The sequence below is a fragment of the Pseudomonas sp. ES3-33 genome (genome assembly GCF_000952175.1).
Taxonomy (GTDB): domain Bacteria; phylum Pseudomonadota; class Gammaproteobacteria; order Pseudomonadales; family Pseudomonadaceae; genus Aquipseudomonas; species Aquipseudomonas gregormendelii.
On the sequence record NZ_JZRI01000078.1, the window covers coordinates 14,561 to 40,412 of the forward strand.

Annotated in this window: 21 protein-coding genes, 3 tRNA genes and 1 pseudogene; 3 read left to right on the forward strand and 22 right to left on the reverse strand. The window is 60.0% G+C overall.

The annotated features are described in order from the left end of the window. Positions 1–11 precede the first annotated feature (11 nt). The 3 genes from UB23_RS14600 to ptsP are packed head-to-tail and all read right to left on the reverse strand — an operon-like array spanning position 12 to position 5,565. Entirely contained in the window at positions 12–1,751 is a 1,740-nt protein-coding gene (locus tag UB23_RS14600; RefSeq protein ID WP_045060027.1) for a PTS fructose-like transporter subunit IIB, read from the reverse strand. An 11-nt stretch (positions 1,752–1,762) separates the two neighbouring features. Beyond that, a complete protein-coding gene (pfkB, locus tag UB23_RS14605; protein WP_045060028.1) occupies positions 1,763–2,704 on the reverse strand; it encodes a 1-phosphofructokinase in 942 nt (313 codons plus the stop codon). Beyond that, positions 2,704–5,565 carry a phosphoenolpyruvate--protein phosphotransferase gene (gene ptsP / locus UB23_RS14610; RefSeq protein ID WP_045060029.1) on the reverse strand — a complete coding sequence of 954 codons (2,862 nt, stop codon included), beginning with the start codon at positions 5,563–5,565 and terminating at the stop codon, positions 2,704–2,706. The genes pfkB and ptsP overlap by 1 nt, the downstream gene beginning before the upstream one ends. Before the next feature lie 289 nt (positions 5,566–5,854). Here ptsP and cra point away from each other — a divergent pair, with 289 nt between their 5' ends. Further along, a complete protein-coding gene (cra, locus tag UB23_RS14615) occupies positions 5,855–6,850 on the forward strand; it encodes a catabolite repressor/activator (RefSeq protein ID WP_045060030.1) in 996 nt (331 codons plus the stop codon). 3 nt (positions 6,851–6,853) lie between these two features. Further along, a complete protein-coding gene (locus UB23_RS14620; protein ID WP_045060031.1) occupies positions 6,854–7,654 on the forward strand; it encodes a TatD family hydrolase in 801 nt (266 codons plus the stop codon). Positions 7,655–7,819: 165 nt separating this feature from the next. On the opposite strand, the gene UB23_RS30755 is transcribed toward UB23_RS14620, so the two are convergent. From UB23_RS30755 to ampD, 4 genes and pseudogenes are all read right to left on the reverse strand, one after another. After that, positions 7,820–8,749, reverse strand: a complete 930-nt coding sequence (locus UB23_RS30755) for a methyl-accepting chemotaxis protein (RefSeq protein WP_442963628.1) — start codon at positions 8,747–8,749, stop codon at positions 7,820–7,822. Beyond that, positions 8,726–9,817, reverse strand: a pseudogene (locus UB23_RS30760) (methyl-accepting chemotaxis protein); the annotation flags it as partial. The gene UB23_RS30755 and the pseudogene UB23_RS30760, both read right to left, overlap by 24 nt. A 200-nt stretch (positions 9,818–10,017) precedes the next feature. Beyond that, positions 10,018–10,854 (reverse strand): regulatory signaling modulator protein AmpE, encoded by an 837-nt coding sequence (gene ampE / locus UB23_RS14630; protein WP_045060033.1) that lies wholly within the window; start codon positions 10,852–10,854, stop codon positions 10,018–10,020. Beyond that, complete coding sequence (gene ampD / locus UB23_RS14635; protein ID WP_045060034.1) at positions 10,851–11,411, reverse strand: 1,6-anhydro-N-acetylmuramyl-L-alanine amidase AmpD; 561 nt, start codon at positions 11,409–11,411, stop codon at positions 10,851–10,853. The genes ampE and ampD overlap by 4 nt, the downstream gene beginning before the upstream one ends. Before the next feature lie 195 nt (positions 11,412–11,606). Between ampD and nadC the strand changes: the two genes are divergently transcribed. Next, positions 11,607–12,455 carry a carboxylating nicotinate-nucleotide diphosphorylase gene (gene nadC, locus UB23_RS14640; protein ID WP_045060035.1) on the forward strand — a complete coding sequence of 283 codons (849 nt, stop codon included), beginning with the start codon at positions 11,607–11,609 and terminating at the stop codon, positions 12,453–12,455. Between the two features lie 113 nt (positions 12,456–12,568). Here the strand turns inward: nadC and UB23_RS14645 are convergent, their stop codons facing one another. The 15 genes from UB23_RS14645 to folP form a co-directional block, all read right to left on the reverse strand. Continuing rightward, a complete protein-coding gene (locus tag UB23_RS14645) occupies positions 12,569–12,874 on the reverse strand; it encodes a DUF6388 family protein (RefSeq protein ID WP_045060036.1) in 306 nt (101 codons plus the stop codon). A 135-nt stretch (positions 12,875–13,009) separates the two neighbouring features. Beyond that, a tRNA-Thr gene (locus UB23_RS14650) sits at positions 13,010–13,085 on the reverse strand. A 215-nt stretch (positions 13,086–13,300) separates the two neighbouring features. Continuing rightward, complete coding sequence (gene pnp / locus UB23_RS14655; RefSeq protein ID WP_045060037.1) at positions 13,301–15,406, reverse strand: polyribonucleotide nucleotidyltransferase; 2,106 nt, start codon at positions 15,404–15,406, stop codon at positions 13,301–13,303. A 195-nt stretch (positions 15,407–15,601) separates the two neighbouring features. Continuing rightward, a complete protein-coding gene (gene rpsO / locus UB23_RS14660; protein WP_028623136.1) occupies positions 15,602–15,871 on the reverse strand; it encodes a 30S ribosomal protein S15 in 270 nt (89 codons plus the stop codon). Between the two features lie 117 nt (positions 15,872–15,988). Further along, entirely contained in the window at positions 15,989–16,906 is a 918-nt protein-coding gene (truB, locus tag UB23_RS14665; protein WP_045060038.1) for a tRNA pseudouridine(55) synthase TruB, read from the reverse strand. Positions 16,907–16,909: 3 nt separating this feature from the next. Continuing rightward, positions 16,910–17,311 (reverse strand): 30S ribosome-binding factor RbfA, encoded by a 402-nt coding sequence (rbfA, locus tag UB23_RS14670; protein ID WP_045060039.1) that lies wholly within the window; start codon positions 17,309–17,311, stop codon positions 16,910–16,912. 159 nt (positions 17,312–17,470) lie between these two features. Beyond that, positions 17,471–19,996 carry a translation initiation factor IF-2 gene (gene infB / locus UB23_RS14675; RefSeq protein WP_045060040.1) on the reverse strand — a complete coding sequence of 842 codons (2,526 nt, stop codon included), beginning with the start codon at positions 19,994–19,996 and terminating at the stop codon, positions 17,471–17,473. A 27-nt stretch (positions 19,997–20,023) separates the two neighbouring features. Further along, a complete protein-coding gene (gene nusA, locus UB23_RS14680) occupies positions 20,024–21,505 on the reverse strand; it encodes a transcription termination factor NusA (RefSeq protein WP_045060041.1) in 1,482 nt (493 codons plus the stop codon). Between the two features lie 47 nt (positions 21,506–21,552). Then, positions 21,553–22,011, reverse strand: coding sequence for a ribosome maturation factor RimP (gene rimP / locus UB23_RS14685; protein ID WP_010463487.1), 459 nt, complete (start codon positions 22,009–22,011; stop codon positions 21,553–21,555). Between the two features lie 138 nt (positions 22,012–22,149). After that, a tRNA-Met gene (locus UB23_RS14690) sits at positions 22,150–22,226 on the reverse strand. A 96-nt stretch (positions 22,227–22,322) separates the two neighbouring features. Then, positions 22,323–22,408, reverse strand: a tRNA-Leu gene (locus UB23_RS14695). A 22-nt stretch (positions 22,409–22,430) separates the two neighbouring features. Then, complete coding sequence (secG, locus tag UB23_RS28575) at positions 22,431–22,814, reverse strand: preprotein translocase subunit SecG (protein WP_082069189.1); 384 nt, start codon at positions 22,812–22,814, stop codon at positions 22,431–22,433. A 4-nt stretch (positions 22,815–22,818) separates the two neighbouring features. Then, entirely contained in the window at positions 22,819–23,574 is a 756-nt protein-coding gene (gene tpiA, locus UB23_RS14700) for a triose-phosphate isomerase (protein ID WP_045060042.1), read from the reverse strand. Between the two features lie 66 nt (positions 23,575–23,640). After that, positions 23,641–24,978, reverse strand: a complete 1,338-nt coding sequence (gene glmM, locus UB23_RS14705; protein ID WP_045060043.1) for a phosphoglucosamine mutase — start codon at positions 24,976–24,978, stop codon at positions 23,641–23,643. Between the two features lie 17 nt (positions 24,979–24,995). Then, positions 24,996–25,847 (reverse strand): dihydropteroate synthase, encoded by an 852-nt coding sequence (folP, locus tag UB23_RS14710; protein WP_045060044.1) that lies wholly within the window; start codon positions 25,845–25,847, stop codon positions 24,996–24,998. Positions 25,848–25,852 lie beyond the last annotated feature (5 nt).

A 25,852-nucleotide genomic window follows, 5' to 3' on the forward strand; every position in this document is an offset into this window, starting at 1 on the left:
GGGGACTGCTATCAGGCCTTGGCGGGCTCGAGTGCCAGTTCGACGGCTTCCGGGCGCTTGAGCAGCGCATAGGCCACCGCCGTCACCAGGCTCCCTGCAACGATCGCCAGCAGATAGAGCAAGGCATGGTTGATCGCATTCGGAATGGCCAGCACGAACAACCCGCCGTGCGGTGCCATGAGCTTGCAGCCGAAGTACATCGACAATGCACCCGTCAGCGCCCCACCAGCGATGCTCGCCGGGATCACCCGCAACGGATCCTTGGCAGCGAAGGGAATCGCGCCTTCGGAAATGAAGCACAGCCCCAACACAAAAGCAGCTTTACCCGCCTCCCGCTCTGACTGGGCGAACTTGCGCCGGGCGATGAAGGTGGCGATGCCCAACCCGATCGGCGGCACCATCCCGGCGGCCATGGTCGCGGCCATCGGTGCGTAACTCTGCGATGCCAGCAGCCCTACCGAGAACGCGTAGGCGGCCTTGTTGATCGGCCCGCCAAGGTCGACGCACATCATGCCGCCGAGCAACACGCCCAGCAAGATCGCGTTGGTGGTGCCCATGCTGTCGAGGAATTGAGTGAGCCCTTCCAGCATCCCGGCAACGGGTTTGCCAACCACATAGATCATCACCAGGCCGGTGAACAAACTGGCGAGCAACGGGATGATCAGGATCGGTTTCAGCGCTTCGAGGCTCTGCGGCAATCGCGCATAACGATTGATCGCCTTGGCGGCATAACCGGCGATGAAACCGGCAATGATCCCGCCGATGAAGCCCGCGCCAAGCGTGCTCGCCAGCATACCGCCGATCATCCCCGGCGCGAGGCCCGGGCGGTCGGCGATCGAGTAGGCGATGTAACCCGCCAGCAACGGCACCATCAGTTTGAATGCGGTATCGCCACCGATCTGCATCAGCGCGGCAGCCAGGGTGCCCTCCTCCTTGAACGCGGTGATGCCGAACACAAACGACAAGGCGATCATCAAGCCGCCTGCCACGACCATCGGCAGCATGAACGACACGCCGGTCAGCAAGTGCTTATAGACGCCCGTCTTCTCCTGCTTGGCGGGGCCTTTGGTTCCACTCGCTGCAGTTTCCTGCGAGCCCTCGGCCAGCGCTTTGTTGAGGGTGGCCTCGGCTTGCTTGAGGGCGATACCCGTGCCGCAGCGGTAGATTTTTTTCCCGGCAAAACGCTCGGTCGCCACCTCGATGTCACAGGCCAACAGCACCACATCGGCCTGGGCAATGGCCTCGGCACTCAGCGGATTGCGCGCGCCGACCGACCCCTGGGTTTCGACTTGCAGGTCGTAGCCCAGGCGCTTGGCCGCTTGCTGCAGGGCTTCGGCGGCCATGAACGTATGGGCGACACCGGTCGGGCAGGCGGTAATCGCCACCAATCTCGGCGTGGTCTGGCCGGTGGGCAGTGCCTGGGCAACGGCTTCGGGGGCCTCGTAAATCTGCGCCTCATCAGCGCCCTTGCGCAGCACCGCCTCCACGTCCTGCAGGGCCTGGGCCGGAGTGCTCTGGAACACGCGCTTGCCGACGAATCTCGACATGTCCACAGGCGCACTGGTCACCAGCAATACCCACTCGGCCGCCTCCAGCGTGGCCGCCGACAATTGCCGCTCAGGGTGCGCCGCATCGGCAACTTCGACACTGGTGCCCCAGCCCTGACGCTGCGCTGCAGCATCCAGCAAACGGGCGCACAGCACACTGGTGACCATGCCGTTCGGGCAGGCCGTAACAATGGCTAACTTCATGACAATCCCTCTTATTGTTCTGTCAGGGGGCGTACGCGCACACCCTGTTCGAGCTGCGCCAATTGCGCGGTGTCGCCAATGCCGAAGCCAATCTGGGTCACCGCCATCGCGGCAATCGCCGTGGCGGTGCGCAGGGTCTGTTCAGGCGTGTCGGCGCTGAGCAAACCGTGGAGCATGCCGGCAAGCAACGAATCACCTGCGCCCACCGTGCTGGCGACGCTGACCTTGGGCGGCGTGGCGTGCATCGCCGAGCCAACGCTGAACCAGTTCACACCTTGCGCGCCATGGGAAATCACTACGTGCTCGATACCTTGCGCGTGCAAGCGACTCGCGACTTCGGCCTGCGCAGCCACCGACACCACTTCGCTATCGAATACCTCGGCCAGTTCTTCGGCGTTGGGCTTGATCAGCCAGGGTCCGGCCTTGAGCGCTGCGCGCAGGGCTTCGCCGCTGGTGTCGAGGGCCACCTTCAGGCCGAGATTCTTCAGACGCTCAATCAGTGCCTGCAACCATGCCGGGCTGACACCCTGGGGCAAACTGCCGGCGACGACGACCGCGTCATGATCGGGTGCGATTTCATCCAGGCGGTCAAGCAACGCCTGCTGCGCCGCGGCGCTGACCAGCGGTCCCGGACCGTTGACGTCGGTGATGCGCCCATCGCTCTCGGCGAGCTTGAGGTTGCTGCGGGTTTCACCCGGAACACGAATGAACGCATCGACAAAGCCGCGCCTGGCGAACAGCGTCTCGAATGCCTGGGGATTGTCTGCACCGAGAAACCCGCTGACCGTCAATTGATGCCCGAGGTCTGCCAGTACTTGCGCCACGTTCACGCCCTTGCCGGCCGCGTGGGTGTGCATCTCGTCACTGCGATTGACCTGGCCGGGTTCAAGGCGGGGCAGCTGGACAGTGAGGTCCAGTGCCGGGTTGAGGGTCAGGGTCAGGATCTTGGCCATTACAGGGCCTCCACTAGTGCGCGTACTTCATTCGCGCTGCCGACGGCCAGGGCCTGGCGGGCAACGGTTTGGGCCTGGGTGAGGCTGAGCTCGCGGATGCGCGCCTTGACCTCGGCGATGCTGCGACCCGAGACGCTCAACTCATCCACGCCGAGGCCGACCAGCACTGGCACCGCCAGTGGATCGGCAGCCAGCTCGCCGCACACACCGACCCATTTGCCATGCGCGTGGGCGGCTCGCACGGTGATGTCGATCAGTTGCAGCACCGCCGGGTGCAAGCCGTCCGCCTGCGCCGACAGGGTCGGATGACCGCGGTCGATGGCCAGGGTGTACTGGGTCAGGTCATTGGTGCCAACGCTGAAGAAGTCGACTTCCTTTGCCAGCACCGGCGCCAGCAAGGCCGCCGACGGCACTTCGATCATGATCCCCAGTTGCAGGTCCGCCACAGGGATTTCCAGGCGCAGGCGCTCGGTCATGTCCCGGGCCTGGCGCCACTCGTCGACGCTACCGACCATGGGAAACATGATGCGCAATGGCCGGTTGTCCGCGGCCCGCAACAAGGCCCGCAATTGCGCTTCCATGACCTTGGGACGTTGCAGGGTCAGGCGAATGCCCCGCACTCCAAGGAAAGGGTTTTCTTCCTTGGCGATCGGCCAGTACGGCAAGGGTTTGTCACCGCCGACATCGAGGGTGCGTACCACCAGCGGGCGACCGGCGAGGCCATCGAGCACGCGGCGATATTCCAGCTCTTGCGTGGCCTCGTCCGGCAGTTGCGGATGAGCCATGAAGATCAGTTCGGTACGCAGCAGGCCAATACCTTCGGCGCCCTGCTCCACGGCACTGGTGACACCCGCACTTTCGCCAATGTTGGCAAACACTTCGACGGCGTGGCCGTCGCTGGTCAGGGCCGGTTGATGCCGTTGCTCGGCGGCGGCCTTGAGCCGTTGTTCGCGGGTATCACGTTCTTCGGTAGCGCGCTGCAAGGTGGCGGCGTCGGCGTCCACGTGCAGGCGACCGCGCTGGCCATCCAGAAGCAATGGCGTACCTGGGGCCAGCAGCAACACGGCCGCGCCCGCACCGACCAGGGCCGGAATGCCCAGGGCCCGGGCGACGATTGCACTGTGTGCCGTAGCGCCGCCGCGTGCAGTGAGAATGCCGGCAACGCGCGCCGGGTCGAGACGTGCCACATCGGAAGGACCGACTTCGTCCATCACCAGGATGTAGGGTTGATCCGGCTCGCTCGGCGTCTCGATGCCACAGAGTTGCGCCAGCACCCGGCGCCCGATGTCCCGCAGGTCGGCTGCGCGTTCGGCGAGCAATGCATCCTGCAAGGCTTCCTGTTGCCGGGCCGCCGCTTCGATCACCGCCATCCACGCAGCTTCCGCGCTTTCCCCCTGCTTGAGTCGGGTGTCGACTTCGTCGGTGAGTTCCGGGTCGTCGAGCATCTCCTGGTGGGTGATGAAAATCTCGCGGATGGCCTTGGCCTTGCTCCGTTCGATCAACCCTTGAATGTCTTGCCGCACCTGGGCCAACGCCAGTTTGAGACGCTCGCGCTCGATGGCGGCCGACTCTCCCCGCAGCGGGTATTCGATGGCTTGCAGCACCTGGATATGCGCCGGGCCGATGGCGATCCCGGGAGCGGCGGCGATCGCCTGAACCAGGCTGCCGGATGCCGGTGCCAGAAGCACCTCGGCGATGTCGGTGAGCACTTCTCGCTGCTGGCTCACGGCGGGCAATGGCTCGACTTCCTCACCAAGGCCCTCTTCGATGGCAGCCAGCAGAGCGGGCAACGCGTCAGCGGCAATTCCCGGCTCGGCGACAAATTCCAGCACCTGACCACGGCGCGCGCCAAGGCTCAGCAGCTTGCTCAAACTCTTCACCGACACCGCGCTGTCCTGGCCATCGACGATGCGGACTCGGATCTCGCCGTCAAAACCCTTGGCCAGTTGAGCGAGGATCTTCGCCGGGCGTGCGTGCAGGCCATGGGCGTTGGCCAGGGCGATCCGTGCGCTTGGCCAGTCGGCAGGCAATTCCCCCCCCAGCACTTCGAGGACTTTGCGGCTGCTCGTTGCACGGCCCAGCTCATGGCCACGCCCTTCGATCAACAACGCGCACAGACGCTCTAGCAGGGCCTGATGCGCCTCGCCGAGGCTGGCCAGACAGAACAGGCCACTCAGCGGCTGGCCGAGGTAGCGCATCGGCTTGTCCGGCGTGACGAAGGCCAGGCCAGGACGCTTGACTGTCTGTTCGCTGTGCAGCCACCACAAACCATCGCCCAGCGGCAGCGCTTCAACCTGCTGCAGTACCGCAGCGAAACCATTACTCACACAATCCGCTTGGCGCAGTAGACGGGCACCGCGCCACACCAGCTCTTCGAAGTCGTCGGCGGACACACCCAGGCCAATCATCTGGGCATCCAGCGCCAGTTCCTGCGGTGCGCCCTGCAGGAGTTTGAGCAAGGCTTCGGCGCTGCTGGCACGACGCAGGGCCTGGCCCAGGTCGGTCTCGCCCAAGGCGCGGGTCAGCAGTTGCAGCAGGCGCAGGTGTTCATCGGATTTGGCCGCGATGCCGATCGCCAGGTAGACAATCTGCCCGTCGCCCCAGTCCACCCCTTCGGGGAACTGCATCAGGCGCACGCCGGTGGAAAACACCTGGTCGCGGGTATCCGGGGTACCGTGGGGGATGGCAATACCTTGACCGAGAAAAGTCGAGCCCTGGGCTTCCCGGGCTTGCAAGCCGGCGAGATACCCCTCGGCGACCAGTCCATCGGCAACCAGGTGCTGGGCCAGTAAATGCAACGCTGCGGACTTATCCACGGCCGATTGGCCCATGGATATCTGCTCAATAGTGAGCTCGAGCATGCTTTCTCCTTTTTGGCGCCGACAAGGTGCCAGGTATTGTTTTGGATAGTTCAGCTTAGGCGCTTGTTCAGCAAATTTGGCAGTTTCACGGCAGAACTGGCCAAGGCGCCTTAAACGTAGAAAATACGCCTGCTGAAACGTTTAATCTAGAAAGATTGGCACGTTACTCGATAATGTCCCATCCTTGAAGTCCAGATTGTCGGATGCGCTGCCACAATGGTCGCCTGCCTGAATCGGGTAGGATTGGCGAAAATGTCGGGCAAGCTCGAAAAAACAAGGAAAACCCGAGTTGAAACTCAGTGATATCGCCCAGTTGGCTGGGGTCTCCGTGACTACCGCCAGTTACGTCATCAATGGCAAGGCTGCACAGCAGCGCATCAGCAGCGCCACGGTCGAGCGCGTGCGCGCGGTAGTCGAACAGCATGGCTTCACCCCCAATCCACAAGCGGCAGGTTTGCGCAGTCGGCACACCCGCACCCTGGGGTTCATTCTGCCGGATCTGGAAAACCCCAGTTACGCGCGAATCGCCAAATTGCTCGAACAAGGCGCGCGGGCCCGTGGCTATCAGCTGCTGATCGCCAGTTCGGACGACGCACCCGAGAGCGAGCGGCAACTGTTGCAGCTGTTTCGCGCCCGGCGCTGCGATGCGCTGATCGTCGCCAGTTGCCTGCCCAGTGGCGACGACAGTTATCGCCAGCTGCAAGCCAAGGGAATTCCCATCATCGCGATCGACCGGGTCATGGAACCCGAGCATTTCTGTTCGGTGATCAGTGACGACCGCGAAGCCAGTCTGCAATTGACCCGCAGTCTGTTGCAGCCCTTGCCTACGCAGATTGCCCTGATCGGCGCGCGCCCTGAACTGAGCATCAGCCAGGAGCGTGCTGCAGGCTTCAAGCAGGCGTTGGCCGGGTTTGATGGCGAGGTGCTGATAGAGCACGGCGAGTCCTTCAGCCGCGAATGTGGCAAGCAGTTGATGGAGCAAATGCTGCAACGCCTGGGTCACCTGCCCGATGCACTGGTTACCACCTCCTATGTGTTGTTGCAGGGCGTGTTCGATGCCTTGCACGATTTCCCACTGAAATCCCGGCCGTTGCGCCTTGGCACATTTGGCGACACCCAGTTGCTGGATTTCCTGCCACTGCCGGTGAATGCCATGGCCCAGCAACATCAGCTGATCGCCGACAAGGCCCTGCAATTGGCATTGGCGGCCATCGAGCAGTCGGACTATCAACCTGGCGTGCAAGCCATCGCCCGGACCTTCAAGCAGCGTATTCGCCAGGACTGAATCGTGGAGCTGATCGATACCCACACCCACCTGGACTTTGCCGATTTCGACGCTGATCGCACGGCGCTGCTGGCTGAAAGCCGCGCACTGGGTGTGCGGCGGATGGTGGTGCTGGGGGTTTACCAGGATAACTGGCAGCGGGTGTGGGACCTGGTGCAAAGCGATTCTGACTTGTACGCGGCGTTCGGCTTGCACCCGGTTTATCTGGACCAGCACCAGCCTGAGGATCTATCTGAGCTGGGTGCCTGGCTTGAGCGCTTGGCCGGCCTTCGACAGGTGTGCGCGGTGGGCGAGATCGGCCTGGATTACTTCATAGAAACCCTGGACCGCGAGCGCCAGCAGGCGTTGTTCGAAGCGCAATTGCAACTGGCAGCGGACTTCAACTTGCCGGCGCTGATCCATGTGCGTCGCAGCCATGCGGCCGTGATCGCCACGCTCAAACGCCTGCGCCTGAAACGCGCGGGCATCATCCACGCGTTTGCCGGCAGCAAGGAAGAGGCTCGCGAGTACATCAAGCTGGGGTTCAAGCTCGGCCTGGGCGGCGCCGCGACCTGGCCCCAGGCCCTGCGCATGCACCGGGTGCTGGCCGAGTTGCCCCTGGACGCCGTGGTGCTGGAAACCGACTCGCCGGACATGGCACCGGCGATGTACCCCGGCGAGCGCAACAGCCCGGCGCATTTGCCGGCTATCTGTGTGGCGTTGGCGGCGATCATGGGCGTCAGTGCAGAGCAGTTGGCGGCTGCCAGCAGTGCCAATGCGTGCGCAGTGTTCGATTGGACTATTCCAGCTCAGAGCGGCCTGTAGGAGCAAAGCTTGCTCGCGACTGCGGCATGACAGTCGACATAGGTGCTGAATGTCAGGCCGTCATCGCGAGCAAGCTTTGCTCCTACAGAGGTTGGCTCATACAAAAGTTTGCTTTCACAAAGCCTTGCTTGCGCTGAGTTTGCATCTGCAGGGCCAGCCGGGGTGTCACACCCGGAATGCGCTGATCAGCTGCTTCAACTCCACCACCTGGAGCGACAGTGCCCTGCTCGCGTCTTCGGTCTGGTGCGCCCCTTCGGCCGTCCTTTCGCCCGCACGGTTGATCTCGACGATGTTCTGGTCGATGTCATGCGCCACGGCCGTCTGCTGCTCGACGGCAGCCGCGATCTGCTGGTTCTGGTCGACGATCATGCCGACTGCGTCGAGGATGTTTTCCAGCGCCTGCTGGACTTTCTCCGACTGCCCCACGGTACCGCTGGCCATCTGATGACTGCTGCCCATGGCCTTCACCGCGGCGCCTACGCCACTGTGCAGCTTGCTGATCATTTGCTCGATTTCTTCAGTCGATTGCTGGGTGCGCTTGGCCAGGGTCCTGACCTCATCGGCCACTACCGCAAATCCACGCCCCTGCTCACCCGCCCGCGCGGCCTCGATGGCCGCGTTGAGCGCCAGCAGGTTGGTTTGCTCGGCAATGCTCTTGATCACTTCAAGCACGCGGCTGATGGCCTGGCTGTCGGTGGCCAGTTGATTGATCACCAGCACCGACTGGTCGATTTCCCCGGCCAGAGCGGCAATGCTGCCCTGTTGCGATTGCACGAGCCCGCGCCCGCTAAGCGTCTCGTCATTGACGCTGTGGGCGCTACTGACCGCTGCGGCGGCACTGCGCGCCACTTCCAGGGAAGTCGCCGACATCTGGTTCATGGCGGTCGCCACCTGCTCGATCTGCAGGCGCTGCCCCGCCACGGCCTGGTTGCTGCGCGCGGAGACGTTTTCGACCTGGCCGGCCTGGCGCTCGACTTCACCTACGGTGTGCCCCACGCGCTCGATCAAGTCGTGGATTTTCTTCACGGTTGCGTTGAACACCTCGCCCAACTCACCCAGTTCATCGCGGCTATTGGCGTTGAAGGTTACTGTCATGTCGCCGGCCGCGACCTTGTCCATCATCGCGCCCAGGTTCTTCAAGGTGGTGCGGGTGGACGCGTAGAAACCGCCATACAGATAGAAAATCAGGATGAACACAACCGATAACGCCACAGCCTGCAGCACCATGTGCGTGCGGTTCTGCTCAAGGCGTTGCTGCAGCTGGGTCTCGAGGAATTTCAGGGTGGCTTCATTGAGCTGGTAGGTCTGGCCCATCAGGCCCGTGACCTGGTCGTAGAAACCCTGCCACGGCGCGTCCAGCGTATCAGCCATGACCACCTGCTCTTCAAACAGCTCGCTGGCTTTTTTCAAGGTCGACTGGCTGACATCGGCTTGAGCCGCCAGGCTTTCCCTGGCCGCCTTGCTTGAACCGAGTGCGTCCTGCAGCTTCAGCCCATACTCGCCCTGGAGCTTTTCGATTTGCGCCAACAGCTCGTCGAAGCGGGTGCTCGACGCCGAATTGAGAAAGCCCTGCCCCAGGGAAAACGCACCCATGGCCCGCCCTTCACCCAGCAACTGGGTGACCGCAGGGGTAACGGTGGTAATGAGTTCGGTCAGTTGGCGCATGTCGCTTTGCGTATCGCGGCTCAGGCCGGCCTGACTGGCAATGATCTGGCTGAAAATCTGCGCGCTGCCAAGCAGCTTGCCGATCATGCCACTTTTACTCTGCACGGAGCTCTCGGCCTGCTGGGCCTTGAAGGCAGCGATCATTTCATCGCGCTTGGCCTCGAACACCGCAATCTGTTCCGGGTCCGACGACATGGCGCTCAACCCCTGCAGGCGTGCCAACAGGCTTTGTTCCAAAGCGCTGATTGTCGACTCGACGTTGCCGGCCTTGCCCGACTGCCCCAAGGTGACGTTGATCTGCACCAGGTTGTTGAGCGTTTCCAGATCTCGGCGCAGCGCCAGACTGCTGCCCAGCAGGTCGATGCTTTGCAGTTCGACCCGCGTGCCCTGGAATTCGCGATAGGAATCGCGCACCAGATAAAAGTTGGTCACCAGCATCGGTATGAGGAACAGCACGCTGATCAGGCTGAACTTCATGCCAAAGCTCAGGCGATTCATTAGCGCGACGGCGGGATAGAGCAAGCTCTTCACTGTGAAGTCTCCCTTGGATTTCTTATTGTTATTGGCAGGCGCACAGAGAAAGCAGATAGCCACTATTGAGCGCTGTCTCTGTATAGCTTAAATCGGCGGGAGTTTTTGTAACTTAAGGTTAACGACGAAGATCGTGTGCATCGATCTTCGTCGTCAGGGGGCAGGATTCAGGGAAGGACTGTCCACAGGGCGAAACCGGCGTACCAGAGCACGGCTGCGCGCAGCAGCAGCTCCCAGATCCGGTCGAGGCTGTTGATGCCGTCCGGGCCGACCACCGGTGCGGGGATCTCGCCGGCCACCAGGCCGACTTTTTCGATCAGCTGGGCCGCGCTGATGTCCCAGTTCAGCAGTTCGTGGAGCATGACCCGGCTGACCGCAACAAAGTTGCCGACCAATGCAAAGCTCGCCGCCAACAGGCGTACCGGTATCCAGTCGAAGGCATGGCGCAATTGCGCGGCACGCTCGGCGACTGCGGGGTTCTGGGAGTGGACTTCGGCCAGTGCCAGCAGGCGATAGCTCAGTGCAGCGACCGGGCCCAGCAGGAAGTACCAGAAGATCACCGCGAAGAAACTCTGGTAGGCCTCCCACAGCAAGTGCGCCTGGACGCGTTCGAGCAACTGTTCGCCACTGTCTGCGCAGATAGCCAGATCACGGTTCGCCACATGCCCGGCCGCTTGCAAGTCCTCCCGGCGCCAGGCGTCGCGGAAGGGGCCGAGGCCGGCGAGCAGATCGCCGCGGCCCAGGCTGTAGATCACCACCAGCAAATGCACAGGCAAGGCCAACAAGCCGTAGGCCACTGGATCGAGGACGACCAACAGCAGGCCCAGCAGCGCAACAGGCAGCAACACCAGAATCACCAGCACCAGCCATGGGTGGCTCGCCAGGCGGGGGCTGGCTTCAAGCTTGTGCAGTTCGCGCAACCATCCGCCGTCGCGCTGGACCCGATGACGCAGGGCCGAGAACTTCTCGATCCAGACCGCCAACAGCAACACCAGAAAACTCATTGTTGTTCCTCTTTTGCCAGGGCTGCGCGATAGCGTGCCCAGTCGAACGCTGGCCCCGGATCGGTCTTGCGACCGGGTGCGATGTCACTATGACCGCAAATACGCTGTGGCGTGATGGCCGGGAAAGCCCTCTGCAATTGTCGGGTCAGCCCCGTCAGCGCCTCGTATTGAGCGTCAGTGAAAGGCTGATCATCGGTGCCTTCAAGCTCAATGCCCACGGAAAAATCGTTACAAGTTTCCCGCCCTTCGAAAACCGAGACCCCCGCGTGCCAGGCACGCTCAAGGCAAGAGACAAATTGAGTCAGGGTGCCATCTCGTTCAATCAGAAAGTGGGCGGACACTCGCAGATCGGCAATCCCCGCAAAATACGGATGCTCCGTGACATCCAGGCGATTCTGGAAAAACGCCTGCACCTTGCCGGTGGCGAATTGCGCTGGCGGCAGGCTGATGTTGTGGATCACCAGCAGGGAAATTTCATCCGTAGGGCGCGCATTGAAGTTCGGCGAAGGACAGACCTGGGCGCCTTCACACCAACCACTCGCGGGGTCCAACTGCATACCGGCTCCTTCAGGGTCGACTGTATTGGCCCCCAGTATGCCGCGATAGACCCTCCGTGCGCGATCACTTGCCACGATTGATCTCCCGGGCCAGGCGACCAAATGCAGGTTTCACCACCGAGCAGGGCTTCTGATGCCTTGGGTTGCCGCGTGCCATGGCCCTATAATCGGAGCACTTTGTTTGTGGAGCCCTTTATGCCGAATCTACGTCTCGCCGATTTGACTGCCGAAATCGAAGCCAACGTGCGCCGTGCGTTGCTTGAAGATATCGGCAGCGGCGACATCACTGCACTGTTGATCCCGGCAGAACGCCTGGCCAAAGCCACCATCATTACCCGTGACGCCGCCGTCATCGCCGGTACCGCCTGGGTCGATGCCGTGTTCCGGCAGCTGGACCCGCGAGTCGCCGTGCACTGGCAGGTGAGTGACGGCGACCGGGTGCAACCCAATCAGGCGCTGTTTCACCTCGAAGGCCCGGCGCGCTCGCTGCTGACGGGCGAGCGCTGCGCACTGAATTTCCTGCAACTGCTGTCGGGCGTTGCCACTCGCGCCCGGTACCTGGCGGATTTCGTTGCACACACCGAGGTCAAGCTGCTCGACACCCGTAAAACCCTCCCCGGCCTGCGCCTGGCACAAAAGTACGCGGTCACCTGCGGCGGTTGCCACAACCACCGCATTGGCCTGTATGACGCGTTCCTGATCAAGGAAAACCACATCGCGGCCTGCGGCGGCATTCCAGAAGCCATCAACGCCGCGCACAAGATTGCCCCGGGCAAGCCGGTGGAGATCGAGGTGGAAAGCCTGGGTGAGCTGAAGGAAGCGCTGGCAGCGGGTGCCGACATCATCATGCTCGACGAGCTGAGCCTGGATGACATGCGCGAAGCAGTGCGCCTGAACGGTGGCAAGGCGAAGCTGGAGGCCAGCGGCGGGGTCAACGAAAGCACGCTGCTGCCGATTGCTGAAACCGGTGTGGATTATATTTCGATCGGTGCGATGACCAAGGATGTGAAGGCGGTTGATCTGTCGATGCGCTTGAGTATCTGATTTCAATACTGTGGGAGCGAGCCTGCTCGCGATGAGCCTGAAAACACCGTGTTTACCCGGTAAACACGGGTTATCGTAAGCGCCCATCGCGAGCAGGATTGCTCCTGCAAGGGTCAGACGACGAGATTATTCATCTCGCAGTACTCGTCCCACTCCACGCCCAGGACTTCGGCTGCTTCCTTGTGCAAAACCAGGCGCGCAGCTTCGAACTCTTCCGGTGTCGAGGTGTACTTGAGCGTCAGCTCCCAGGGTTGCAGGCCCTGGGATTCTGCTTCGTCCTCGAACGCCCACTGGATCTGGTCTTTCTGATCGTCAGCGGGCAGGTCCTTGATCTCGTCAGCCAGCTGGGGGGACTCAAGCAAATACTTCTTCAGCGCTTCTTCGTGACGAGCTTCCTGGGACACTTCTTTAACGGTCATGGCGTTCTCTTTGATCGGGGGAATGGAAGATGGATCTGGATCATCAAGGATCTCTCTGACGCAAATAAACCGATTGAAGCCCGATTTGTCTGGCCTTCAGAACCATTCGTGGATCATCTGAAAACAACGTGTCGCTGGTGCCCGAGACAGGAATCGAACCTGCGACCTTCGCGTTACGAGTGCGCTGCTCTACCGGCTGAGCTACACGGGCAGTGGGCTAAACCTAGCACTGACTATAGAGTCAGGCAACTTCATACGCCCTAAAAACAAAAGATCGCAGCCTGCGGCAGCTCCTACATTGAAACCGAGTAGGAGCTGCCGCAGGCTGCGATCTTTTGATCTTTCTGTACAGAGCAAAAAAATGCCCCGCAGCGTTCACTGCGGGGCATTTTTTACAACGTCAAAGCTTTCAAGCGAAGGGGGTAATTAAACGCCCGAAGCCTTGGCAGCTGCCACGTCTTTGATGGAGAGCTTGATACGGCCGCGGTTGTCCACGTCCAGTACCAGCACTTCCACTTCCTGGCCTTCTTTCAGAATGTCGGTCACTTTCTCAACGCGAGCGTCGCTCAGCATCGAGATGTGAACCAGACCGTCCTTGCCAGGCAAGATGTTGACGAATGCGCCGAAGTCGACGATGCGCTCAACCTTACCCACGTAGATCTTGCCGATTTCAGCTTCAGCGGTGATGCCCAGAACGCGTTGGCGTGCTGCCTCAGCCGCTTCCTTGGTTTCGCCGAAGATCTTGATCGAGCCGTCGTCTTCGATGTCGATCGAAGCCTTGGTCTCTTCACAGATCGCACGAATGGTCGCGCCGCCTTTACCGATGACATCACGGATTTTGTCGGTGTCGATTTTCATCGCGATCATGGTCGGAGCGTTTTCCGACAGTTCGGTACGCGACTGGCCAATGATCTGGTTCATCTGGCCGAGGATGTTCAGGCGCGCTTCCAGGGCTTGGCCCAGGGCGATTTCCATGATCTCTTCGGTGATGCCCTTGATCTTGATGTCCATCTGCAGCGCGGTAACACCTTTGGCGGTACCGGCTACCTTGAAGTCCATGTCGCCCAGGTGGTCTTCGTCACCCAGGATGTCGGTCAGGATGGCGAACTTCTCGCCTTCTTTAACCAGACCCATGGCGATACCGGCAACCGGTGCCTTCATTGGCACGCCAGCGTCCATCAGGGCCAGGGAAGCGCCGCAGACCGAAGCCATCGAGCTCGAACCGTTGGATTCGGTGATTTCCGATACAACGCGGATGGTGTACGGGAACACGTCGGCGGCTGGCAGCATCGCCTGAACCGAACGGCGGGCCAGACGGCCGTGACCGATTTCGCGACGACCAGCGCCACCCATGCGACCACACTCACCTACCGAGAACGGCGGGAAGTTGTAGTGCAGCATGAACGGGTCTTTTTTCTCGCCTTCCAGGGTGTCCAGCAGCTGCGCGTCACGGGCGGTGCCCAGAGTTGCAACAACCAGGGCCTGGGTTTCGCCACGGGTGAACAGGGCCGAACCGTGGGTCTTTGGCAGAACACCGACTTCGATGTTCAGAGGACGTACGGTCTTGGTGTCGCGACCATCGATACGTGGCTTGCCGTTTACGATGTTTTCGCGAACGGTGCGGTATTCGATTTCACCGAAGGCAGCTTTCACTTCGCTGGAAGAAGGCTGGCCTTCTTCACCGGACAGCTTGGCAACCACCTGGTCTTTCAACTCACCCAGGCGAGCGTAACGGTCGGCCTTGATGGTGATGGTGTAGGCCTGGGAGATCGCGTCGCCGAACTCGGCACGGATAGCGCCCAGCAGAGCGGTAGCTTCAGGCTGTGGAGCCCAGGCCCAAGTTGGCTTGGCCGCTTCGGCAGCCAGTTCTTTAACGGCGTTGATCACAACCTGGAACTCGTCGTGAGCAAACAGTACAGCGCCCAGCATCTGATCTTCGGTCAGCTCTTTGGCTTCCGATTCAACCATCAGTACGGCTTCCGAGGTACCGGCAACGACCATGTCGAGGCTCGAAGCTTTCTGTTGCTCGTAAGTCGGGTTCAGCAGGTAGCCGGTGCTTTCGTGGAACGCAACACGGGCAGCGCCGATTGGGCCATCGAAAGGAATGCCGGAGATGGCCAGGGCGGCCGAGGTACCGATCATCGCAGCGATGTCCGGATCGGTCTTCTTGCTGGTGGAGACGACGGTGCAGACAACCTGCACTTCGTTCATGAAGCCTTCTGGGAACAGCGGACGGATCGGACGGTCGATCAGTCGGGAAGTCAGGGTTTCTTTCTCGGAAGGACGGCCTTCGCGCTTGAAGAAACCGCCAGGGATCTTACCGGCAGCGTAAGTCTTTTCCTGGTAGTGAACGGAAAGAGGGAAGAAGCCTTTGCTCGGGTCAGCGGTCTTGGCGCCAACAACGGTCACCAATACGGTAACGTCGTCGTCAACGGTAACCAGCACTGCGCCGGAGGCTTGACGGGCGATACGGCCTGTCTCGAGGGTAACGGTCGACTGACCGAACTGGAATTTTTTGATAACCGGGTTCACGGTGTCCTACCTTCTTTGTGGCTCTTGGGGAACTTGTCTTCTTGCGAAATTCTTGGGCAATGTCGGGAATCGGCCCAACGCCTGTCCAGGGTAAAACGTGTATCCAGATAAAACTTGAGGCTGGGAGCCTGCCATGCGCCAGCGGGAAACCCGCTGACGCACAGCAAACAACCAACCTCATAGCGCAATCGCTTATTAGCGACGCAGACCCAGGCGACCGATCAGAGCGCTGTAACGGCTCACGTCTTTGCCTTTCAGGTAGTCCAGCAGCTTACGACGCTGGTTTACCATGCGGATCAGACCACGACGGGAGTGGTGATCTTTACCGTTGGCCTTGAAGTGACCTTGCAGTTTGTTGATGTTGTGGGTCAGCAGTGCAACTTGCACTTCTGGAGAACCAGTATCACCAACAGCTTGCTGGTAGTCGGCAACAATTTGAGCTTTTTCTTGAACGTCGAGAGCCATGAGGCAATCCTTTTATCAGGAAACTGTTTCAGAAAAACAGTCTCAATAGGCCAGGGACAAATCCCTGTATCTAAAAATGAGTAGTGACCGTGCCTATTAACAGCCACCCTCGTCCGGTCATTCTGACCGAATCAGTCGACGCGGCGCGATGCGCCCGTCTTCGCTCACTTCACCGATTCCGATGAAGCGACCATTGTGATCCTGTACCCGTACCATGCCGAACTTCGGCGCGTCCGGGGCTCGTACCGGCTGGCCGTTAAGCCAGTAGAACGAGCTGTGCTCCGAAAACTGCAGCAGTGGCCAATCCAGCAGGCCGCTGTCCGATGGCATCAGGAAGCGATCGACCGCTTCGTTACCGCCCTCGGCATGTACCGCTTCCAGCTCTTCAAGCGTGACAGTCTGCGCCAGCGTGAAAGGCCCGGCCTGGGTACGTCGCAATTCTGCAACGTAAGCGCCACAACCGAGTTGCTCACCGATATCCTCCACGAGGGTACGAATATAGGTGCCTTTGCTGCAATCCACCGCCAGCCGCGCAGTATCGCCTTCGAAGGCCAGCAATTCCAAGCGCGCAATAGTAACAGAACGCGGTTCGCGCTCCACTACTTCGCCTGCACGAGCCAGCTTGTACAGCGGCTGCCCGTCACGCTTGAGCGCCGAGTACATAGGCGGTATCTGACTGATTTGCCCACGGAATTTTGGCAAAGCCGCTTCGATATCGACGCGACCAACGGTCACCGGGCGCTCCTGCAAAACCTCACCTTCGGCATCCGCCGTGGTGGTGGTCTTGCCCAGCTGCGCCAGGGTTTCATAGGCCTTGTCGGAATCGAGCAGGTATTGCGAAAACTTGGTCGCCTCCCCGAAGCACAACGGCAATACACCGGTGGCCAGCGGATCGAGACTGCCGGTGTGACCGGCCTTCTCGGCGTTCAGCAACCAGCGAACCTTCTGCAACGCCGCGTTGGAGGTGAACCCCAGCGGCTTGTCGAGCAGGATGATGCCGCTGACGTTACGACGGATACGTTTGACCTGAGCCACCGATTACTCCTTGGCGTCTTCGGGTTCAGCCGCTACCGGGCGCTGACTGTCTTCAGCCACCGCACGTTCGATCAGGGCCGACAGGTGCGCGCCACGCACGACACTTTCGTCGTAGTGGAAGTGCAGCTGCGGAACGCTGCGCAATTTCATTTCACGGGCCAGCTGCATGCGCAGGAAACCTGCGGCGGAGTTGAGCACCTTGATGCTTTGCGCGATGTCTTCGGCGTTGTCCTGACCCATCACGGTGATGAAGATCTTGGCGTGACCGACGTCACGGCTGACTTCAACAGCAGTAATGGTGACCAGGCCGACGCGCGGGTCTTTGACTTCACGACGGATCAGCTGTGCCAGCTCACGCTGCATCTGATCGCCGATACGTTGGGTACGGCTGTATTCTTTTGCCATGTCTTGTTACCTGTTACTGCCCCACGGTGAAACCCGTGTGGTCTGAAAGCGGCAAACGCCCGGCCTGACAGAAGCCAGACCGGGCGTTGCGTTTAGAGTCCTGACACCTGGCCGCGCATCTGCATGCGGCGGCCTGGCGTGGCCCTTGAAGTGCGCGAGTTAGAGGCTGCGAGCAACCTGAACCTTCTCGAAGACTTCGATCTTGTCACCGACCTTGACGTCGTTGTAGCTCTTCACGCCGATACCGCATTCCATGCCGGCACGTACTTCGGCAGCGTCATCCTTGAAGCGGCGCAGGGATTCCAGCTCGCCTTCGAAGATAACGATGTCTTCACGCAGTACACGGATTGGACGGTTACGGTGAACGACACCTTCGAGCACCATGCAACCGGCGATCGCGCCAAACTTCGGCGAGCGGAAAACGTCACGCACTTCAGCGATACCCAGGATGTTCTCGCGAACATCGCTGCCCAGCATACCGGTGAGGGCTTTCTTGACGTCTTCGATGATGTCGTAGATCACGTTGTAGTAACGCATATCCAGACCTTCCTGCTCAACGATCTTGCGAGCGCCAGCATCGGCACGCACGTTGAAGCCGAACAGTACAGCGTTGGAGGCCAGTGCCAGGTTGGCGTCGGACTCGGTGATACCACCGACACCGCCACCGACAACACGCACTTGCACTTCGTCGTTACCCAGGCCGTTCAAGGCACCGTTCAACGCTTCCAGCGAACCACGGACGTCGGATTTGAGGACGATGTTAAGCGTCTTCTTCTCTGCCTGGCCCATGTTTTCGAAGATGTTTTCCAGCTTGCCGGCGTGAGCACGAGCCAGTTTGACTTCGCGGAACTTGCCTTGACGGAACAGAGCCACTTCACGGGCTTTCTTCTCGTCCGACAGCACGCTCATCTCGTCGCCAGCGTCCGGGGTACCGTCCAGGCCGAGGATCTCGACAGGGATGGAAGGACCGGCTTCCTTGATTGGCTTGCCGTTCTCGTCGAGCATGGCACGTACACGGCCATAGTTCGAACCGACCAGCACCATGTCGCCTTGGCGCAGGGTACCGTCTTGAACCAGAACGGTTGCAACCGGGCCACGACCTTTGTCGAGACGCGATTCAACCACGACGCCACGGCCAGGAGCCGACGGAGTCGCTTTCAATTCAAGAACTTCAGCTTGCAGCAGGACAGCTTCGAGCAACTCGTCCACGCCGGTACCGACTTTCGCCGAAACCGATACGAACGGGGTGTCGCCGCCCCACTCTTCCGAAGTCACGCCGTGAACCGACAGTTCGCTACGGATGCGATCGAGATCAGCGCCCGGCTTGTCGATCTTGTTCACTGCAACCACCAGTGGAACACCGGCAGCCTTGGCGTGCTGGACAGCTTCAATGGTCTGCGGCATCACGCCGTCGTCCGCTGCAACTACCAGGATCACGATGTCAGTCGCCTTGGCACCACGAGCACGCATGGCGGTAAACGCGGCGTGACCCGGGGTGTCGAGGAAGGTGACCATGCCGCGTTCGGTTTCAACGTGGTACGCACCGATGTGCTGGGTGATACCGCCGGCTTCGCCAGCAGCTACCTTGGCACGACGGATGTAGTCGAGCAGCGAAGTCTTACCATGGTCAACGTGGCCCATTACGGTCACAACTGGCGCACGGGAGAACGTCTCACCTTCAAACTTCAGGGACTCGGCCAGGGAATCTTCCAGGGCGGTGTCGCTGACCAGGGTCACTTTGTGGCCCAGTTCTTCGGCTACCAGCTGAGCAGTTTCCTGATCAAGCACCTGGTTGATGGTCGCTGGAGTACCCAGTTTGAACATGAACTTGATGATTTCAGCAGCCTTGACCGACATCTGATTGGCGAGATCGCCAACAGTGATGGTCTCGCCGATCTGCACATCACGCACGACAGGGCCGGTTGGGCTCTGGAAACCGTGGGCGTTGCGTTTTTTCAGCTTGGCCTTGCCGCGACCACCACGACGGAAGCTATCGCTTTCTTCGTCGGTAGTACGTGGAGCAACCCGTGGAGCAGGCGCTTTCTCTTTGACCGAGGCACGATGCGGAGCGTTTTTGCGCTCGCCATCGCCACCACCGCTGCGACGATTGTTATCGTCTGCACGTGGTTTGTCCGGACGGCGCTGTTCGTTCTGCTTGTTACGAACGTCTGCAGACGGTGCTGGAGCAGCAGCCACAACCGGAGCGCTTTCACGCACAGGTTCGGCGGCCGCAGCAGGAGCCGCGACTGCGTCGTTGGTACCGGTTTGCACAGGCTGGCGACGCGCTTCTTCTTCGGCGCGACGCTTGGTTTCTTCTTCAGCCTTCTGACGAGCAGCATTATCTACTGCGCGACGTTCATCCAGTTCGCGTTTGCGCTCGGCTTCGATTTCTTCCGGGCTGCGTTGTACGAAAACTTTCTTCTTGCGTACTTCAACGCTGATGCTTTTGCTGCCAGCAACACGCAGGGTGCTGGTGGTTTTACGCTGCAGCGTGATCTTACGTGGTTCTTCCACTTTCGCCTTGTGGCTGCTTTTCAAGTGAGTCAGCAAAGATTGCTTCTCACTGTCAGTCACATGTTCTTCGGCGGCGGTGTGCGGCAGACCTGCCTCACGCATCTGCTGCAACAGGCGCTCTACCGGTGTTTTGACCTCATCGGCCAGTTGTTTCACCGTGACTTGCGTCATGCACTTCTCTCCTCAGGCCGCGCCTAATTACTCGAACCAATGGGCTCGGGCGGCCATGATCAACTTGCCGGCACGATCATCGTCAATGCCGTCGATGTCGAGCAGATCGTCAATAGACTGCTCGGCCAGGTCTTCGCGGGTAATTACGCCGCGCACCGCCAGTTCCATCGCCAAATCCTTGTCCATACCCTCAAGCGAGAGCAGGTCTTCGGCCGGATGGGCGTCTGCCAGCTTTTCCTCAGTAGCGATGGCTTTGGTCAACAAACGATCCTTGGCACGAGCGCGAAGCTCGTTGACGGTTTCTTCGTCAAAGCCATCGATGTTGAGCATTTCCTCCACCGGTACGTAGGCAATCTCTTCCAGGCTGGTGAAGCCTTCATCTACCAGCACCTGTGCCAGGTCTTCGTCGACTTCCAGCTCGTCGATGAAGTTGCGCAGGATGTCGCCGGTTTCTGCTTGCTGCTTAGCCTGGATGTCCGATTCGGTCATCACGTTCAGGGTCCAGCCAGTCAACTGGCTGGCCAGACGCACGTTCTGACCTCCGCGACCGATGGCCTGAGCCAGATTGTCTGCGCCAACGGCGATGTCCATTGCATGGGCATCTTCGTCAACGATAATTGCCGCAACCTCAGCCGGGGACATGGCGTTGATCACGAACTGAGCCGGGTTGTCGTCCCACAGGACGATATCCACACGCTCGCCGCCCAACTCGCCCGACACTGCCTGGACGCGCGAACCGCGCATACCAATGCAAGCGCCCTGCGGGTCGATGCGTTTGTCCTTGGAACGGACCGCGATCTTGGCACGCGAACCCGGGTCACGGGATGCAGCCATTACTTCGATCAGGCCTTCAGCGATTTCCGGCACTTCGATGCGGAACAACTCGATCAGCATTTCCGGCGCGGTACGCGACAGGATCAACTGCGGGCCGCGGTTCTCGGTGCGGATTTCCTTGAGCAGCGCACGCAAGCGCACGCCAACCCGGAAAGTTTCGCGGGAGATGATGTCTTCACGAGCCAGCAACGCTTCTGCGTTGTTGCCCAGGTCGACGATCACGTTGTCGCGGGTCACTTTCTTCACGGTGCCGGAGATGATTTCTCCCAGGCGCTCGCGATAAGCATCAACGACTTGAGCGCGCTCGGCTTCGCGAACTTTTTGCACAATGACCTGCTTGGCGGTCTGTGCAGCGATACGGCCGAACTCGATGGACTCGATCTTTTCTTCGACTACGTCACCGACCTGAGCACCAGGATGCGTTTCAGCAACCTTGCTTGGCCAGGTTTCGATAGCCGGATCGTCCAGGTCCGCTTCTTCGACTACCGTCCAGCGACGGAAAGTCTCATAGGCACCGGTGTGGCGATTGATTTCCACACGTAGATCGACTTCGTCCTCGAAACGCTTCTTGGTAGCAGTGGCCAGAGCCAGCTCCAGCGCTTCAAAAATTACGTTTGCCGGTACGCCCTTTTCATTGGATACCGACTCAACAACCAGCAGTACTTCTTTGCTCATCGTACGCCTCGCCTTTCGCAAGCCATTGGATCCGCGGGATCCGCGTCTCAGTCAAAACTGGGAATAATGTTGGCCTTGTCGATCATATCGATCGGCAACAGGAACTCATGGTCTTCTACCTGCACCACGACGTCCTGCTCTTCTACACCGCGCAGAAGGCCCTGAAAGTTGCGTCGTCCTTCAAAAGGCGAGCGCAGCTTGATCTTCACTTGTTCACCGGCAAATTTTGCAAACTGCTCAATAGTGAACAGCGGGCGTTCCATGCCAGGCGAGGAAACTTCGAGGGTGTATTCAACGGCGATTGGATCTTCAACGTCCAGGACACCACTGATCTGACGGCTGACAATGGCGCAGTCGTCCACCAGCACACCGCCCTCTTTATCAATATAAACGCGCAACATTGAGTGGCGACCTTGAGCCGAAAACTCAATACCCCAGCATTCATAGCCTAGGGCCACGACCACCGGGGCCAGCAAGGCCTGCAACTCTTCTAGCTTGCTCGACACCTGAACCCCCTCGTGCATGTATGTGCATGCTGTGCAAAATAAAAAAATGGGCGAAACGCCCATCCTTGAAACGCCGTCGAACAGCGGCGTTGAAAGTGTCCAGCTAACAAAAAGCCCCTTAAAAGGGGCTCTTTAAACTGGTTGCGGGGGCCGGATTTGAACCGACGACCTTCGGGTTATGAGCCCGACGAGCTACCAGACTGCTCCACCCCGCGACAAAGCTGGGGCGGAAGTATACGACCGATCCCTTCCAGGGTCAATGTAACCTTCCACCTACAAGAAAGCCCGCAACAGCGGGCTCTCCTGATAATTGGTACCGAGAAGGGGACTCGAACCCCTACACCCTATGGGCACAACCACCTCAAGGTTGCGTGTCTACCAATTCCACCACCTCGGCAATACTACGTTTGAAACCCTTCTTACTTCTGCTCTTGAGCTGGAGGCACGTCAGTCGCTGAAGTAGCCGACTTTTGCTCTTGAAGCACCGGAACATCATCAGAAGCCGGTTGTTGCTTTGGCACTTCCAACACTGCTGGATTTGGCAAACCTACTTGAGTCAGCTGGTGAGCTTTCTCTTTAGCAAAGTAACCTAACCCTAAGCTGGTTATGAAGAAACCTGCGGCAAGTATAGCAGTAAACTTACTAAGAAAGGTAGAGGAACCTTGGCTTCCGAACACAGTATTTGAAGCACCTGCTCCGAAAGACGCACCAGCATCCGCACCTTTACCCTGCTGAAGCAAAACCAGAGCAACTACGCCCAATGCACCCAGCAGATGAAAAACGACTACGACTGTTTCCAGCATTTTTTCAGTTTCCCGCGGCGCGAATGATCGCACCGAACTCATCTGCATTCAGGGAAGCTCCACCAATGAGCCCCCCATCGATATCCGGCATGCCGAACAGTTCGACCGCATTGGCCGCCTTCACGCTGCCGCCGTATAGAAGCCGCACACCTTGTGCGACCTCAGAATTTTCTGCCGCCAACTGAGCGCGGATGGCTGCATGCACATCCTGCGCCTGTTGCGGCGAAGCCGTTAGCCCTGTGCCAATGGCCCAGACCGGCTCGTAAGCAATGACTGCCTGGGCAAAGACACCAACACCCAGCTCCTCGATGATGCAGCCCAGCTGACGCCCGACCACTTCAAGAGTTTTTCCGGCTTCGCGCTGCTCGAGGGTTTCCCCTACACACAACACCGGAATCAAGCCACATGCCTGTGCCGCTGCGAACTTGCGGATCAGTGTTCCGTCCTGCTCACCCATGATCTGGCGGCGCTCGGAGTGTCCAACAAGAACCAGTGTACAACCTGCATCCACCAACTGACTCGGCGCAATCTCACCGGTCAACGCACCTTGCTGGGCTTGCACCGCAGCATTCTGCGCACCGACCTGGATCGGCAGGCCTTTCAAGCCATCAATCACTTGATTGATATGCAGGCAAGGCGGGAATACCGCTACATCAACACCGCTTGGCAAGGCCAGTTGACCCAGGCCGTTGATCAGCTCAGCGACGCTGGCGCGGGTACCGTGCATCTTCCAGTTACCAGCTACCATAGGGCGACGCATGCTGTACCTCGTCGGTCAAAGTGGGCGCAGATGTTACCCAACACAATCAAGGCTGGCAAGCCGAATTCAGGCAGAAACTTCAGTAACCAGCTTTGCCAGCTCTTCGGCGTAGCCGCGAACCTGTGTTTCGTCCTCGCCTTCGACCATGACACGCACCAGCGGCTCGGTACCGGACTTGCGCAACAGCACGCGTCCACGACCCGCCATGGCGTCAGTAACGCGCTGGCTGGCCTCCTTGACTGCCGGATGTTCAAGCGGGTTGGCGCCGCCGCCAAAACGCACATTGATCAGCACCTGAGGGCACTTGCGCAGCGCCTGGCGTGCCTGGGCTAGGCCTTCGGCGCGAGTCTTGAGCGCCATCAGCACTTGCAGCGCCGCAATGATCGCATCGCCCGTAGTGGTGTGGCTGAAGCACACGATATGCCCGGAGTTTTCGCCACCCACCAGCCAGTTGCGCTCGAGCAGGTCAGCAATCACATACCGGTCGCCGACATTGGCGCGCACAAAAGGAATCGACAGCTCAGCCAGTGCCAGTTCCAGCCCCAGGTTACTCATCAGGGTACCGACCACGCCGCCCTGCAGCTTGTCGCGCTCATGCAGGTCGCGGGCAATGATGTAGAGCAACTCGTCGCCATCAACGATGGCCCCGGTGTGATCGACCATCAACACCCGATCGCCATCGCCATCAAAGGCGATACCCAGGTCCGCATGCTCGGCCAGTACGGCAGCCTGCAACTGGCCCATGTGGGTCGAACCGCAATTGTCATTGATGTTCAGGCCGTTGGGCTGGGCGGAGAGCACTACGACTTCAGCCCCCAACTCACGGAATACGCTCGGCGCCACCTTGTAGGTGGCACCGTGGGCGCAGTCGAGCACGATCTTCAAGCCAGTAAAGCTGGTGCCGGTCGGGACGCTGCTCTTGCAGAACTCAATGTAACGACCCGAGGCATCGTTGATGCGCGAAACCTTGCCGATCTTGCTCGATTCAACCACGGTCATCGGGGTGTCGAGCAGCTCTTCAATCATCAGTTCGACTTCATCCGGCAGCTTGGTGCCCTTGCCGGAGAAGAACTTGATGCCGTTGTCGTCGTGGGGATTGTGCGAGGCACTGATCACGATCCCGGCTTGCGCATGGAACGTACGGGTCAGATAGGCAATGGCAGGCGTCGGCATCGGCCCCAGCAGCATCACATCGGCACCGGCCGACGTCAGGCCAGCTTCCAGCGCCGACTCAAACATGTATCCGGAAATGCGCGTGTCCTTGCCCACCAGCACCTTGCATGCACCCATCTTGCGAAAGGCCATGCCTGCCGCCCAGCCGAGCTTGAGCATGAAGTCAGGGGTAATAGGGTATTCGCCGACACGACCGCGAATGCCGTCGGTACCAAAATATTTCTTAGTCATAAGTTGCTCCATCACTCTTATTCGGCTGTTTCAACTGCGGTAATCATCCGCACTACATCAACTGTTTCGGCTACATCATGGACGCGCAATATACGCGCTCCCTTGGCGCACGCCAGTGCCGCCAGTGCCAGGCCGCCATACAGGCGCTCCCCGACCGGGCGATTCAACGCATGACCAATCATGCTCTTGCGCGAAACCCCGACCAGCAGGGGGCGCCCCAGGGCATGCAAAGCTTCCATGTGCCTGAACAAGCTTAGATTGTGCTGCAGGGTTTTGGCGAAGCCGAAGCCCGGATCCAGGATGATCCGCTCGGCTGGAATTCCAGCCAGCGCACACTGGGCCATGCGCTCGGCGAGAAACTCACCAACTTCTTTGGTCACGTCCTGATAATGCGGATCATCCTGCATGTCGCCAGGCTCGCCCAGCATATGCATGAGGCACACGGGCAAGCCGGTGGCTGCCGCGGCATCCAGGGCACCCTCACGACGCAGGGAGCGCACATCATTGATCAACCCGGCCCCCAGCCGCGCGGCTTCGCGCATGACTGCCGGGGTGGAGGTATCCACCGAGATGATCACATCGAGTTCGCGGCTGATGCGCTCGACGATAGGCGCTACGCGCTCGATCTCCTCCAGCGGAGAAACCGCCCTGGCACCCGGCCGGGTCGACTCACCGCCGACATCGATCAGGGTCGCGCCGGCGGCCACCATCGCTTCGGCATGGCGCAAGGCCGCATCGAGCTGGCTGTATCGGCCACCATCGGAGAAAGAGTCGGGAGTTACATTGAGAATGCCCATGACATGCGTATGGGCCAAATCAAGAACCCGGTTGCCGCAAGGCAACCGGGTTGAGGACTGAACAGAAGTCATTTCAA